This is a genomic window from Streptomyces sp. NPDC040622 (genome assembly GCF_055593965.1).
Genome location: NZ_JBVIXD010000018.1, coordinates 18173 through 31555, shown reverse-complemented (window position 1 = coordinate 31555; position 13383 = coordinate 18173). Strand labels below are relative to the sequence as shown.

The following is a 13383-nucleotide window of genomic DNA, read 5'->3' as shown; positions in this document are numbered from 1 at the left end:
TTGCTCTCAGGGTGACCCGGAGCGATTGAGAAACTTACCTAATAAACAGCGCCCTTGGGGAGCACAGATGGGTGAGACAGAACCGCGGGCCGGCCATCCGGAGCTGGAGTGCGGTGTCGGCCTCTGGGATCACGACGTCTACGGACATCATCGCCTGCTGGTGGACGTGACGGCGGCGGCGCCCGCGGTGGCGGCCGACCTTCCGTGGCGCCGCCAGGACCTGGACGTGCGCTCCGTCGTGGGCGATGTGGACGTGATCGTCCTCGCCCCGTCCGGCCTGCGGGTGCACAACACGGTGGCCGTGGAGGTGACCGAGGAGCGCGGGCGCATCGCCTTCGAGCCGGTGGAGGGCCCCGGCGCCTACGCGGTGCACTACCTGCCGTACGCGCACACCGGCAAGCCGTACTACCCCCAGGCCGCCTACCGCCCGCCCACCCGGAGCGCGGACCCCGGCTGGGCGCACCGCTGCGGCCTCGACGGGGCCGGGCTCGACGGGTCCGTCCACAGCGGGTCGAGCGGCGGCTGGGAGCGGCTTCCGCGCGCCGAGGCGTTCCGCTACGAGGCGGCGAGCGCCGTCGACTCGTTCGCGCCGATGGGCTTCGCGGCGACCGCCGACGAGTGTCTGGCCGTTCGACAAGCGCACGCGGACGAGCCGTTCGTGCTCTTCGGCGAGGACCGGGCGCACCCCCTCGGCCGGTACGGAAGGCTGCCCGCACGCTGGGCGCACGCCCCTGCCGGCGCCCCCTTCACCGGTGCGGCGGACCGCGGCGAGTTCTACGCGGTGCAGGTCGGCGTGTACGCGCTCGCCGACCTCACGGACGTGCGCGCCGACGTGCGCGGCCTGCCCTTCCCCGTGCGGTGCCTGAGCACCGGCGGCACCGACGCGCGCGGGGAGACCTTCCGGCGGCACGTCGAGGTCGGTGCGGGCGGGGTGAGCGCACTGTGGATCGGCATCGACGTGCCCGAGGAGGCGCGTCCCGGCCGGTACGAGGCGGAGATCGCCGTCCGTGCGCAGGGCGCCCCGGAGCGCGTCCTGCCCCTGCTGCTCGACGTCGGCGAAGCCGTCGTCGCCGACCACGGCGCGGGCGAACCGGAGCGGCTCGCCCGGCTGCGCTGGCTGGACTCGACGCTGGCCCAGGACGACGAGGTGGTCCCGCCCTTCACACCCGTGCAGGTCGACGGGCAGCGCCTCGCGATCCTCGGCCGCACCGTCGAACTCGGCCCCGACGGACTCCCGCACCGGCTCGCCACCACCTTCACCCCAGCCGGGACCCGCACCGACGGGCCCGAGCGCCCCCTGCTGGCCGCACCGGTCACGTTCGGCGTCGGCCGCCCTCTGGAGCACGGGCCGCTCACCCTCGACCAGCCGGGACCCGCGCGCGTGCGCTGGTCGACGACGGCCACCGGAGCGGACGTACTTCTGCGCACCGAGGGCGAGTTGGAGGCCGACGGCTTCCTCGTCGTGCGGGCGACCGTCGAGGCCACCGCCGACACCGAACTCGACGTGACGCTGGACGTGCCGCTGCGCGAGGACGTGGCGCGGTACGCGATGGGGCTCGGCCTGACGGGCCGCGCGTGCCCGGCGACGTACGACTGGACCTGGCAGACCCCGACCCGCAACCAGGACGCCCTGTGGCTCGGGGAGCCCGCGGCGGGTCTGCAGCTCTCGCTGCGCGACGAGCACTACGCGCGGCCGCTGAACACCAACTACTACCGGGAGAAGCCCCTGGTCACCCCCCGTTCCTGGGCGGGCGACGGGGGTGGCGGCGTGCGGCTGCGCACGGCCGGCGGGGTGCGCGGGCTCACCGCGTTCAGCGGGCCGCTGCGGCTGCGGGCGGGCGAGAGCCGCCGCTTCGAGTTCCGGCTGCTGCTCACCCCGTTCAAGCCGCTCGACCCGGCCCGCCAGCTCACCGAGCGGTACTTCCACGCGTACGCCTCGCCCGACGAGGTGGCGGCGTACGGCGCGAACGTCGTGAACCTGCACCACGCGACGCCGCCCAACCCCTACATCAACGACCCGCTGCTCGCCGCGGAGACACTGCGCGCCTACACCGACGAGGCACACCGGCTCGGCGTGCGTGTGAAGGTGTACGACACGGTGCGCGAACTCACCCGGCACACCCCGGAGTTGCCGGTACTCGCCGCGCTCGGCGACGAGATCTTCGCGCCCGGGCCCGGCGGCGGCCACGCCTGGCTGCGGGAGCACATGGGCAGCGGTTACGTGCCGGGCTGGGTGGCCCCCGACATCGGCGACGTCGCGGTCGTCACGTCCGGCGACTCGCGGTGGCACAACTCCTATGTGTGCGGCATCGAGCGGCTGCGCCGGGTCGTCGGCGTGGACGGGCTCTACCTGGACGATGTCGCGTACGACAGGACCACCATGAAGCGGGTCCGCAAGGCGCTCGCCGGGTCCGGGGAATCCGCGCCGCTCGTCGACCTGCACTCGTGCAACCAGTTCAGGGAGCCGGACGGCTTCGCCTCCAGCGCCAACCTCTACGCGGAGTTGCTGCCCTACGTCGACCGGCTCTGGCTCGGCGAGCTCTTCGACTACGACGGCACCGGCGAGGGGGACCGCGCGGACGGCGCCGACCCCGCCTACTGGCTGGTCGAGATGTCGGGCATCCCGTTCGGCCTGATGGGCGAGATGCTTCAGGGCGGCGGCAATCCCTGGCGCGGCCTGGTCTTCGGCATGACGGCGCGGGCCCCGATGACCGACGTACGGCCGCTGTGGCGTGCCGTCGACCTGCTGCGGCTGCCGGAGGCGGAGATGACCGGGTGGTGGGCGGGCGGGCCGCCGGTGCGGACCGGGCGGGACGACGTGCTCGCGACGACCTGGCGGGGCCCCGGCGGGACGGCGACGGCGCTCGCGTCCTGGGCGGCGGAGCCCGTCGAGGTCGTCCTGGCCACGGAGTCGGTCCCGGTCGCGGCGTACGCGCCCGCGATCGAAGGGTTCCAGCCGGAGCGGGAGTTCACCGCGGGCGAGCCGGTCCCGGTGGCCCCGGGACGCGGCTGGCTGCTGCGGATCGAGTCACCCGCCGGCGGGACTACTTCCCCATGACGAGGCCGTCCTTGGCCGCACCCCGGCTGAGGACGACGCGGCGGATCCGGTCGCGTACGTCACCCACCGCGGCGCCGCGGTCCAGCGCCCTGTTGAGGTTGACGACGCGGCCGGGATCGGTGTCGAACCACATCGGGATGAACTCGGCCTTCTTCACCTCCCAGCGGGCGCCGGGGCGCGCGGGCGGGGCGAAGGTGAAGCGGCCGATGGAGCCCTGGTTGCCGCGCGGGTCGTGCGCGCCCTCGTGGTTGATCATGTCGCCGGCGATCTGGTCGCCCATGCCGTAGATGACCCAGGTGCCGTTCACCTTCTCGTAGGCCTGCGGCACGTGCGCGTGCGTGCCCAGCAGGACGTCGATGTCCGGGCGGCCGGCCGTGCGGGACGAGGTGAGCTGCTTGCCGAGGCTCACCTGCTGCCGGTCGGGCTCGTCCTGCCACTCCGAGCCCCAGTGCAGGCTGACGACCACGACGTCGGCGCCCGCCTTGCGGGCCGCCCGGGCGTCCGCGACGATCTTGCCGCGGTCGATGAGGTCGACCGACCAGGGCTTGTCCTTCGGCACCGGGTAACCGTTGGTGCCGTAGGTGTACGCCAGCTGCGCGACCTTCGCGCCGCCCGCCCGCAGCCACGCGGGGGTCTTGTCCTCGGCGGCCGAGCGGGCCGAGCCCGCGTGCTTGACGCCCGCCTTGTCGAGCGCGTCCAGGGTGCGGCGCACACCCGCCGAACCGGCGTCCAGGGTGTGGTTGGAGGCGGTCGAGCACGAGTCGTAGCCGGTGGCCTTGAGGGCCCGGGCCACCTGGGGCGGCGACTTGAAGCTGGGGTAGCCGCTGTAGTCGCCGTCGGCCCCGTAGACCGTCTCCATGTGACAGATCGCCAGATCGGCCTTGGCGACGACGGGCTTGGCGCCCGCGAGCATCGGCGCGAAGTCGTAGCCGTCGCCGCCCGCGTCCGCGGCGGCCTGGCGGATGATCGACGCGTGCGGCAGGACGTCACCGGACGCGACCAGCGTGAAGCCGCGCTTCTGCGCCGCTCCCCCGCCGGCCGGGGAGTGCGCGGGCGCCGGCCCCGAGTCGCGGCCGTGCGCGTCCTTCGGCGCGTGCCGCTGGGCGGGATCCGTGCGGTCCGCCGCGGACTGGGGAGAGCAGGCCGCGGCACCCGCGACGCCCGCGATCAGGAGAGCCGCCGCAGCGACCGCCGCGGGACGCGGGCGCGGGCTGCGCCGTGGGCTCGGTGGGGTGGATGAGGTCGGTGTGTGCCGTGTGGTCCGTGCGCGCTGCGTCATGGTCGGACTCCGTGGATGGGGGTGATATTCGGCCAGACGAATCCATATGCGGAGCTAACGGCAAATCAAGGACCATTACCGTCGCAGTACCTGAAAAGGAGTCACTCAACGAGGCATGTGACGCGAACAACACGGGGCGGCTCACCTGCGGTGAAACCGGGGGCCGGGTCAAGGCTCCGCAAAGCGCCTTGCTCAGCACCCCCTCCGGGTAATCGGCTGTCCTCACCGTGTGCCGGATTGGGGGGCCAAAGACCGGTGACGCGCGCGGACCGGAGGAAGGCGGAGCGGATGCGACACGGAAGCAGAGGAAACACGGGCGGCCCTCAGGGCGACGAACTGGCCGTCCCGATGGCGTGGTTGTACGCCGAGTACATCGCCGACGAGCTGCTGCGCACCGGCGACCTGATGCCGCCCACCTCCTTCGAGTACCGGGCAGGGCGTGACGCCCTCGCCCTGACGATCTTCCTGTCGGACAGCGAGGGCGAGCTGTCCGGTATCCGGGTGATCTCTCAGCTGGAGACCTGGCTGACCCTGACCGCGTACGGCCAGCCCTGGCAGGACTGGGTCCGCGAGGGCATGGAGCTGCGCACCCGGGAGGCCGCGTCCGCGAGCGGTCCCGCGCCCGACCTGGAACTCGCCGACCGGGCCTGGCGCTGGCTGCAGGAGACCGAGCTGCTGGCACCGGACCTGGACGCGGTGCCCGGCGGCGCGGGGCAGGGCGAGGAGGACGGGCCGAAGGTGTGGACCCCGGCGTGGCGGCTCGGGCTGCCGCTGGGGCACCTGGCCATCCATCTGTTCTGACGCCCCGCCGGCCCCTGATCCCCTGCCCGCCCTTGAATGATTCGGCCGTCCCGTGCGTACCGGAGGACGTACGGAACCCGCGCCGACACGGAACGACGAGGAACGCCATGAGGCCCCTGGAGCGGCATCGCGACGCGGGTGCCTACGCGCTCGGCGTCCTCGACCAGGCGGATACCTTCCGCTTCGAGGATCACCTCACGGACTGCCCCGCCTGCCTCCTCACCCTCGCCGAACTGCGCCTCACCACCTGCCAGTTGGAGATCTACGGGTGTGCGACACCGTCCCCCGTGGAGCGGTTCGCCGCGCCCTCCGCGAGCCTCCTGGACCGCCTTCTACGGGAGAGCGGAGGCCTGCGTCGTCTGCGGCGCGGGCGACGGCTGGGTGCCGTCGCCGTCGCCGTGGTGCTGGCCGTCGGCGCACCCGCCGCGGCCTTCCTGACGGCACACGGCCCCGGCCCGGTACGGATCAGCGCGCGGGACGCGCGCAGCGGGGTCTCCGCCACCCTGACCGCGCGGGACCGCGCCACCGGTACCGAGGTCGGGCTCACGGTCCGTGGCACGGCCGCCGCCGGACGGGTCTGCGAGCTGGTCGCCGTCGGCACCGACGGCTCCGAGCAGACCGTGACGACCTGGCGGGACCCCGCGCGGGCCGTGCGGACGCAGGGTGCCGCGGCCCTGCACCTCGCGCGGACCGCGCGGTACGAGGTGCGCACGGCCGACGGAAAGGCGCTCCTGACGCTGCGGCGCGGGTGAGCGTCGCCTGCGGCGCGGGTGAGCGTCGCGGCCGCTACTTCAGCAGCCGCGACATCCTCCGGTCCGCGAGCGGCTTGCCGCCCGTCTGGCACGTCGGGCAGTACTGCAACGAGGAGTCGGCGAAGGACACCTCCCTGATCGTGTCACCGCACACGGGACACGGTTCGCCGGTGCGGCCGTGCACCCGCAGGCCGCTCTTCTTCTCCGCCTTGAGACGGCCCGCCGCGACACCGCGCGAGCGCTCCACCGCCTCGTTCAACGTAGCCAGCAGCGCCACATGCAGCCCATGGACTTCCTCCTTCGTGAGGCTCGACGTGAGCCGGAACGGGGACATGCGGGCCGCGTGCAGGATCTCGTCGCTGTACGCGTTCCCGACGCCCGCGATCAGACTCTGGTCGCGGAGCGCCCCCTTGATCTGCCGCCGTTCGCCCGCCAGGAGGTGGGCGAACCGCTCCTCGTCGAAGTCGGCGGCCAGCGGATCCGGGCCCAGCCGTGCGATGCCAGGGATCCGGGAGGGCGCCTCGGTGACGTACACCGCGAGCCGCTTCTGCGTGCCCGCCTCCGTGAGGTCGAAGCCCTCGCCGGTCTCCAGGGCCACGCGCAGCGCCAGCGGGCCCTTGCCGGGGCGAGGGGCGCCGTCGGGGAGCCGGTCGTGCCACCGCAGCCAGCCCGCGCGGGCGAGGTGGGTGACGAGGTGCGTCCCGTCGGCGTCGATGTCCAGGAACTTGCCGTACCGCTGCACGGCGGTGACGGTGCGGCCCTCCAGAGCGGTGAGCGGCGGGTCGTACGTCTTCAGGACGCTGATCGCGGTGGGCAGTACGCGCACGATCTCGCGGCCCACCAGATGGTCCGTCAGGAACGCGCGCAGAGCTTCGACTTCGGGCAGTTCAGGCATCGCTTCCCCTCAACCCCGGCTCTCTCTGGCGGGCACGACGAACTCGCACCACACGCACTTGCCGCTGCCGCGCGCGTCCACGCCCCACGCGTCCGCGAGCCGGTCCACCAGGAGCAGTCCTCGGCCGGACACCCCGGACTCGCCCGCGTCGCGGCGGCGCGGCAGGGCGCTGGAGGAGTCCTCGACGTCGACGCGCAGCCGCCGGTCGGTGCCGCTCAGGACCCGCAGGGTCACGATGGCCGAACCGTCGGTGTGCATCAGGGCGTTGGTGATCATCTCGTCGGCGACCAGCTCGATCTCGTCGGCGCGCTCGCCCGCGCCCCAGGCCCGCACCGCCGCCCGGATCATGTGCCGGGCCTCGGCGAGCGCCTCCGGGTCGCTCGGTGCGACGTGCTGCTGGAGCCGGCCGCCCGACTGGGGAGCGTCGATCATGCGGCGGCGCATCAGGAGCAGCGCGGCGTCGTCGTCCCCGCCGCGGCCGTCCACGATGCCGCAGAGCCGGTCGGCGAGCTTCTGCAGATCGCGGGGGCCATCGACGGCGAGCTCCGCCAAAGCCCGCAGGCCGTCGTCGAGGTCGGCGCCCGGCTCCTCCACGAGGCCGTCGGTGCAGAGCAACAGGGTCTGGCCCGGGTCGAGTTCGAGGGTGGTGACGGGGTACTCCAGGCGGCCGAACTCGGCGGAGAGGCCCAGCGGCAGGCCGCCGTCCACCGGCACCCTTCGGCAGGAGCCGTCGGTGAGCTGGAGGATCGGGTCGAGGTGGCCGGCCCGGACGAACTGCACGACGCCGGTGGACAGGTCGGCCTCCGCGTACAGGCAGGTGGCGAAGCGGTCGGTGTCCAGCTCGTGCAGGAAGCCGGAGGCGCGGGCCATGACGGTGGCGGGCGTGTGGCCCTCGGCCGCGTAGGCACGCAGCACGATGCGGAGCTGGCCCATGACGGCGGCCGCGTGCGTGTCGTGGCCCTGCACGTCCCCGATGACGGCGCCGAGCCGGCCGCCGGGCAGTGGGATCACGTCGTACCAGTCGCCGCCGATGTCCCGGCCGAGCGCCGCCGAGCGGTAGCGGACGGCGATCTCCGCGCCGGGCACTCCGGGGATGGAGCGCGGCAGCATGGCCTGCTGGAGGCCCTGGGCGAGGTCCTTCTCCTGCTCGTAGAACATGGCGCGCTGCAGGCTCTGGGCGATGCTGCTGCTCAGCGCGACCAGGACGTTGCGCTCCTCGTCGGTGAAGCCGGTCTTGTCCTGGTAGAGCAGGCCGAGGACGCCGATGGGGCGGGCCTGGGCGATCAGCGGGAGATAGGCGGCCGCGGTGATGCCCAGCTCGTCGATGTGCGGCCACAGCAGCGGGTAGGACTCCGCGAAGTCGTCCGCCGTGTCGATGTAGCGCGGCGCGAGGGTGCGGACCACCTCGCTCATGGGATATTCCTCGTCGACGCCGGTCAGGCGCGTGCCGGGCACGTAGCTCCCCACGGGCCCCTCGGCGACCAGCCTGATCCGTCCGGCCTCCACGAGCCCCATGACGAGGTTCGACGCCCCCAGGTGCGCGAGGCCGTGGGTGTCCCTGAGGACGTCGATGACGTCCCGCACCGTGCGGGCGTGCGCGAGGGCCGCCGTGGTGCCCTGCACGATGCTGGTCGTACGGCGCCGCTCAGCCTCCTCGTCGGCCCGCTCGCACAGCGCGGCCGGGCTGTCGCCGAGCTCCCGCGTGGCGTCCCTGACGAGGCCCACGATGCGGCGCGGACGGCCCGTGGCGTCCCGCTCGATGCAGCCCTGGGTGTGGGTCCAGCGCAGCGCGCCGTCCCGGCAGCGGATGCGGAAGTACACGCCGTACGTGTCGCTGCCGTCCTTCAGGGCGTGCGAGACCGTCAGGTCCAGACGGTGTGCCTCGCCGGTCGGCACCCGGACGGCCAGGGTCTCGGGCCGGTCGTCGTATTCGTCGGGGCGCACGTCGAAGACCTCGTGAGCGGTGGCGTCCATCTGCATCCGGCCCGTGTCCAGATCCCAGTCGAAACGGCCCATGCGCAGCGCTGCCCCGTACAGCGCGAGGAAACAGCCGGCCGGTTCCCCGGCCGGCTGTCCACAGCGGCAGTGCCCCGCCGGGTCGTGCTCCATGGGCCCACGCTAGGCGGAGGCCCCCGTGCCCGCATGTGGGGGAAGCGCCGTGCGGGGCCTGCCCGGCGCCGTGTCCGGGCCCCGGGCGGGCGGCAGCGGCCTGTCCCACCGCGGGCCGTGCCCACTGGGACAGCGGGACAGCGGGACAGCGGGACAGCGGGACAGCGGGACAGCGGGACAGCGGGACAGCGGGACAGCGGGACAGCGGGACAGCGGGACAGCGGGACGGTACCGGGTTCCCGGTGCCGCGGGGGCCCGGTACGCGCCGGAGCCGTCGCCGCCCACCGGGCGGGCACTGCGCCGTCTCCGCGACCTCGCTCTGTACGCGCACGGCCACCTCCGTGCACATCTCGGCGCTCTCCCCGGCGAGGAGGTAGGCCACGATGCCCCGGCAGTGCGGCGGGACCGTCTCGATGATCTGGTCCCCCTCCTCCCTGCTGATCGTGCGGAGGTCGAGCAGCCGCAGCAGGGTGCGGCCGATCTCGCCGAAGCGCAGCGCCGCCTCGGCCCAGGCGCTTGACGGCCTCGGCACGGTCCTGGGCCGTCCCGGTCGGGCCCGGTCCCGTCAGCTGTCGAAGGTGCCGGGATCGCTGTCGGTGAGCGGGTTCTCGGACAGGTTCGGGTCGTCGGGCACGAGACTGTCCGGGTCCTGCTCCGTGGGCGGATCGGGCGCCGACGGCGTGTCCGTCGACGGGGGCGGCACCGGTGGCGGGCAGCCGTCGGGGAGCGGCGATGCGGGGTCGCTCGGCGTCCCGCTGCCGCTCGGGCACTCGGTCGACGAGCCGTCGGGGTCCTGGTCCTGGCCGGGGCCGGTGGGCCGCCCCGGGGTGTCGCCTGAGCCCGTCTCGTCCGGCTCGGTCTCGCCCGGGTCCGTCGCGTCGGACTCCGACTCGTCCGGGTCCGTGGGCGTCGTGCTCGTGGGCGGCGTGGAGGTCGGCGGGGTCGGCTTCGTGGGCGTCGGCCTGGGCGGCGCCGGAGGCTTGGTCGCCCGGTCCTGGTCCGCGTCCTCGTCACCGATCTTCCGTTCGATCCAGGTGTTGTTGACGATGTTCACGATGGTGATGTTGGTGATCGGCCGCGGCGCCGGGGTCACCACGACGACCGTCGTCGGCCGGTAGCCGCTCCACGCCTGTCCGTTGTGCCGGGGCGAGCCCTTGAGGGCGACCGGCGGCTTCAGCGGGTTGCCGCACGCGCAGCGCACGCGGGGCAGGCCGCGGTCGTCCACGAGGACGGCCGTCCCCGCTTGCAGGACCGACTGGAAGCTCGTCGCGGAGCCGGCCCGGAAGCCGTGGTTGGTGATGCGCGTGTCCGCCCGCAGCACGACGGGCGTCAGCCCGCGCAGGAAGCTCGACACGGAGGCCACCTCGATGCCGGACGCCTGCGCGAAGGCACGCGCCTTGGCCCGGTCCGCGGAGAGGAAGCGCACCTGCCGGCCGACGTCGCAGCTGCCGACGGCGTGCGTGCCGCCGTACAGCCCGGGGGTGCCGCCCGAGACGGTCCGGGTTCCCTGTGGGGTGGCGGATCCGGTGGGCGAGGGATGCGGCGAACGGGTGACGGGCGGCGGGGACGCGTCGCTCTTCGCGGTGGACTCGGTGAACGGGTCGGGGCCCTGTGCGGCGACCGGCTGCATGAACAGCTCACCGTCGCCGCCGGCCGCCTTCTTGTCGCCGTCGCCGGAACAGCCCGCGACCACGAGGGCCGCGGACACCGCGAGGACGATCGCGTGGGTCCTGGTGGGTGTGCGCACCGGTTCTCCCGCCGTTGCCGTGCCGTGCGCCCCCGGTCGCTCGGGGCGTTTTGTCATTGTCTGCAGGGGTTGCGGCGGGCCCGCAAGCCGACGCCGGTCACCCACTGTCACCGCCTGCCCGGCCGGGTGAAGATCCCGACCGGCGGCACAATGGGTGGGTGGAGTGGTTCACGGCGGACGCGTACTGGGTGAGCCGGCTGGTCTTCCAGCGGGCCCTCGCCGGCGTCTACGCCGTCGCCTTCCTGGGGGCCGCCCTGCAGTTCCGGGCGCTCATCGGCGAGCGCGGGATGCTGCCGGTGCCCCGGTACGTCGAGCGGGTCCCGTTCCTGCGGGCCCCGAGCCTCTTCCAGCTCCACTACTCGGACCGGTTCTTCGCGCTCTGCGCCTGGACGGGTTTCGTGGTCGCGCTGGCGCTGCTCGCCGGGGCGGACGCCCAACTGCCGCTGTGGGGAGCCATGCTGCTGTGGCTCGTCCCCTGGGTCCTCTACCTCTCCATCGTCAACGTGGGGCAGACGTGGTACGGCTTCGGCTGGGAGTCACTGCTCCTGGAGGTCGGCTTCCTCGCGGTCCTCCTCGGCAACGACCGGGTGGCCCCGCCGGTCCTCGTGCTCTTCCTCCTGCGCTGGGTGCTCTTCCGCGTGGAGTTCGGCGCGGGGCTGATCAAGATGCGCGGTGACGCGTGCTGGCGCACGCTCACCTGCCTGGACTTCCATCACGAGACGCAGCCGATGCCGGGCCCGCTCAGCTGGTTCTTCCACCGTCTGCCGCGGCCCGTGCACCGCATCGAGGTCGCGGCCAACCACATCACCCAACTGATCGTGCCCTTCCTCCTGTTCGCGCCGCAGCCGGGAGCGACGGTCGCCGCCTCACTGATGATCGCGACCCAGCTGTGGCTGGTCCTGTCCGGCAACTTCGCCTGGCTGAACTGGCTCACCATCGTGCTCGCGGCCTCCGCCCTCGACCTCTCCTCCTGGGGCACGCCGCCCGACGTGGGCACCACGCCCCTCTGGTACGAGGTGGTGGTCACCGGCGCCGCCGTGGCACTGCTGGCGTTGAGTTACCGTCCGGTGCGCAATCTGCTGTCCCGGCGCCAGGTCATGAACCGCTCGTTCGACCCGCTGCACCTCGTCAACGCGTACGGCGCGTTCGGCAGCGTCGGCCGTGTCCGCCAGGAGATCGTCGTCGAGGGCACGGCGGATCCGGTGCCGCGCGAGGAGTCCGACTGGCGGGCGTACGAGTTCAAGGGCAAGCCCGGTGACGTACGGCGGTGGCCGCGCCAGTTCGCGCCCCACCACCTGCGGCTCGACTGGATGATGTGGTTCGCCGCGCTCTCCCCCGCGTACGCCGGGTCGTGGTTCGGACCGCTGGTGGAGCGACTCCTGGACGGCGACCGCGACACGCTGCGGCTCCTGCGCGGCTCACCGTTCCCGCCCGACGCCCCGCCCGCGTACGTCCGCGCCCGGCTCTACCGCTACCGGTACACGACCTGGCGCGAGCTGCGCGGGACGGGCGCCTGCTGGGAGCGCACGTACATCCGTGAGTTCCTGCCGCCGACCCGGCTCGACACGCCGGCTCAGAAGCCGTAGACGCGCCGGGCCGTGCCGCCGAAGACCTCACCCAGGTCGTCCGGGCCCAGGGAGCCCGTCAACAGCCGTGCCGCGTCCAGGACTTCGGTGTACTGCGCCGCGAGCGTGCTGACCGGCCAGTCGGAGCCGAACATCAGCCGCCGGGGCCCGAAAGCCTCCAGGACCGTGTCCGCGTAGGGCCGCAGGCCGTCCACCGTCCACGTCCTGTGGTCCGCCTCGGTGACCATGCCGGAGAGCTTGCACATGGTGTTGGGGCGGGCGGCGAACGCGCGGACCGCCGACGCCCAGGGCTCCAGGGCCCCGGTCACGATGGGCGGCTTGCCCACGTGGTCCAGGACGAAGGTGAGTTCGGGCAGCTCCGCCGCCACCTTGGCGCAGGCGGGCAGCTGGTGGGGCAGGACGACCAGGTCGTGGGCGAGGCCCGCCGCGGCGAGCGCGGTGAGGCCCCTGCGGACGTCCGGGCGCAGCAGCCACTCCGGGTCCGCCTCGCCCTGCACCTGGTGGCGGATGCCCACGAGGTGCTGTCCGCCGGGGAGTTCACGCAGCGCGGCCAGAGTGTCGGCGACGTCCGGGCGGGTGAGGTCCGTCCAGCCGACGACACCGGCCACCAGGTCGCTGTCCGCCGCGAGGGCCAGCAGCTCCGGCGTTTCCTCCGGAACGGTCACGGTCTGGACGAGGACCGTCGCGCCGACCCCCGCCGCACGGGCCTCGGGCGCGAGGTCGGCCAGGGAGAAGTCCCGGCGGATCGGCGCGAGCGCGTCGCCGGTGATCCAGTCCTGGTCGCGGACGGAGAGGTCCCACACATGGTGGTGCGCGTCGACGAGGGGCCCCGTCACGGCAGCTCCCACACCACGGGCAGGCCGGCGCCGGCGCCCTCGGCGGAGTAGTCGTGCACCACGTCGAGGAGCTCCGCCATGCGGGCCTGCCAGGCGATGTTGACCGGGAGCCCGTCCAGCTCGGCGAGCATCCTGGCGTAGTCCTCGTACTCCAGGAGGTGGAAGAGGTCGGTGCCGCTCCGCCAGATCGTCCACGAGGAGGCGCCCGCGGCACGGATCGCCGCGACCAGTTCGGCGGGCACCTCACGGTGCGCGGCGTCGTACGCGTCCACGCGGTCGGCGCGGACCTTGGTGTGCAGGGCGATCCTCACAGGCGGTCC

At 73.5% G+C, this 13383-nt stretch carries 10 protein-coding genes; 4 read left to right on the top strand and 6 right to left on the bottom strand.

The window, feature by feature from the left end; translation table 11 throughout:
• Positions 1 to 67 precede the first annotated feature (67 nt).
• Positions 68 to 3058: a glycoside hydrolase domain-containing protein gene (locus tag ACZ592_RS36540; RefSeq protein WP_471586040.1), complete on the top strand. Its 2991-nt coding sequence runs from the start codon at positions 68 to 70 to the stop codon at positions 3056 to 3058.
• Here the strand turns inward: ACZ592_RS36540 and ACZ592_RS36535 are convergent.
• Positions 3045 to 4337 carry a CapA family protein gene (locus ACZ592_RS36535; RefSeq protein WP_471586039.1) on the bottom strand — a complete coding sequence of 431 codons (1293 nt, stop codon included), beginning with the start codon at positions 4335 to 4337 and terminating at the stop codon, positions 3045 to 3047. The two genes, ACZ592_RS36540 and ACZ592_RS36535, sit on opposite strands and share 14 nt — an antisense overlap.
• A 288-nt stretch (positions 4338 to 4625) precedes the next feature.
• Between ACZ592_RS36535 and ACZ592_RS36530 the strand changes: the two genes are divergently transcribed.
• Positions 4626 to 5138 carry a hypothetical protein gene (locus ACZ592_RS36530; protein WP_471586038.1) on the top strand — a complete coding sequence of 171 codons (513 nt, stop codon included), beginning with the start codon at positions 4626 to 4628 and terminating at the stop codon, positions 5136 to 5138.
• A gap of 107 nt (positions 5139 to 5245) precedes the next feature.
• Positions 5246 to 5890: a zf-HC2 domain-containing protein gene (locus ACZ592_RS36525; RefSeq protein WP_471586037.1), complete on the top strand. Its 645-nt coding sequence runs from the start codon at positions 5246 to 5248 to the stop codon at positions 5888 to 5890.
• A 34-nt stretch (positions 5891 to 5924) separates the two neighbouring features.
• On the opposite strand, the gene ACZ592_RS36520 is transcribed toward ACZ592_RS36525, so the two are convergent.
• The 3 genes from ACZ592_RS36520 to ACZ592_RS36510 all read right to left on the bottom strand — a co-directional run bounded on the left by ACZ592_RS36520 (position 5925) and on the right by ACZ592_RS36510 (position 10641).
• Positions 5925 to 6785: an Fpg/Nei family DNA glycosylase gene (locus tag ACZ592_RS36520; RefSeq protein ID WP_471586036.1), complete on the bottom strand. Its 861-nt coding sequence runs from the start codon at positions 6783 to 6785 to the stop codon at positions 5925 to 5927.
• 9 nt (positions 6786 to 6794) lie between these two features.
• Positions 6795 to 8894, bottom strand: a complete 2100-nt coding sequence (locus tag ACZ592_RS36515; RefSeq protein WP_471586035.1) for a SpoIIE family protein phosphatase — start codon at positions 8892 to 8894, stop codon at positions 6795 to 6797.
• A gap of 565 nt (positions 8895 to 9459) precedes the next feature.
• The gene (locus ACZ592_RS36510) at positions 9460 to 10641 is read right to left on the bottom strand and encodes a DUF6777 domain-containing protein (protein WP_471586034.1); all 1182 of its coding nucleotides are present in this window, start codon (positions 10639 to 10641) and stop codon (positions 9460 to 9462) included.
• A 158-nt stretch (positions 10642 to 10799) separates the two neighbouring features.
• Here ACZ592_RS36510 and ACZ592_RS36505 point away from each other — a divergent pair, with 158 nt between their 5' ends.
• Entirely contained in the window at positions 10800 to 12227 is a 1428-nt protein-coding gene (locus ACZ592_RS36505; RefSeq protein WP_471586033.1) for a lipase maturation factor family protein, read from the top strand.
• Here ACZ592_RS36505 and ACZ592_RS36500 read toward each other — a convergent pair.
• Together ACZ592_RS36500 and ACZ592_RS36495 are read right to left on the bottom strand one after the other, a co-directional pair.
• Positions 12215 to 13063 carry an amidohydrolase family protein gene (locus ACZ592_RS36500; RefSeq protein ID WP_471586032.1) on the bottom strand — a complete coding sequence of 283 codons (849 nt, stop codon included), beginning with the start codon at positions 13061 to 13063 and terminating at the stop codon, positions 12215 to 12217. The two genes, ACZ592_RS36505 and ACZ592_RS36500, sit on opposite strands and share 13 nt — an antisense overlap.
• A complete protein-coding gene (locus ACZ592_RS36495; protein ID WP_471586031.1) occupies positions 13060 to 13374 on the bottom strand; it encodes an L-rhamnose mutarotase in 315 nt (104 codons plus the stop codon). The genes ACZ592_RS36500 and ACZ592_RS36495 overlap by 4 nt, the downstream gene beginning before the upstream one ends.
• Positions 13375 to 13383 lie beyond the last annotated feature (9 nt).

Coding starts and splice junctions, on each gene's coding strand:
- ACZ592_RS36540 (WP_471586040.1), top strand. CDS start 68: ATGGGTGAGACAGAACCGCGGGCCGGCCATCCGGAGCTGGAGTGCGGT.
- ACZ592_RS36535 (WP_471586039.1), bottom strand. CDS start 4,337: ATGACGCAGCGCGCACGGACCACACGGCACACACCGACCTCATCCACC.
- ACZ592_RS36530 (WP_471586038.1), top strand. CDS start 4,626: ATGCGACACGGAAGCAGAGGAAACACGGGCGGCCCTCAGGGCGACGAA.
- ACZ592_RS36525 (WP_471586037.1), top strand. CDS start 5,246: ATGAGGCCCCTGGAGCGGCATCGCGACGCGGGTGCCTACGCGCTCGGC.
- ACZ592_RS36520 (WP_471586036.1), bottom strand. CDS start 6,785: ATGCCTGAACTGCCCGAAGTCGAAGCTCTGCGCGCGTTCCTGACGGAC.
- ACZ592_RS36515 (WP_471586035.1), bottom strand. CDS start 8,894: ATGGAGCACGACCCGGCGGGGCACTGCCGCTGTGGACAGCCGGCCGGG.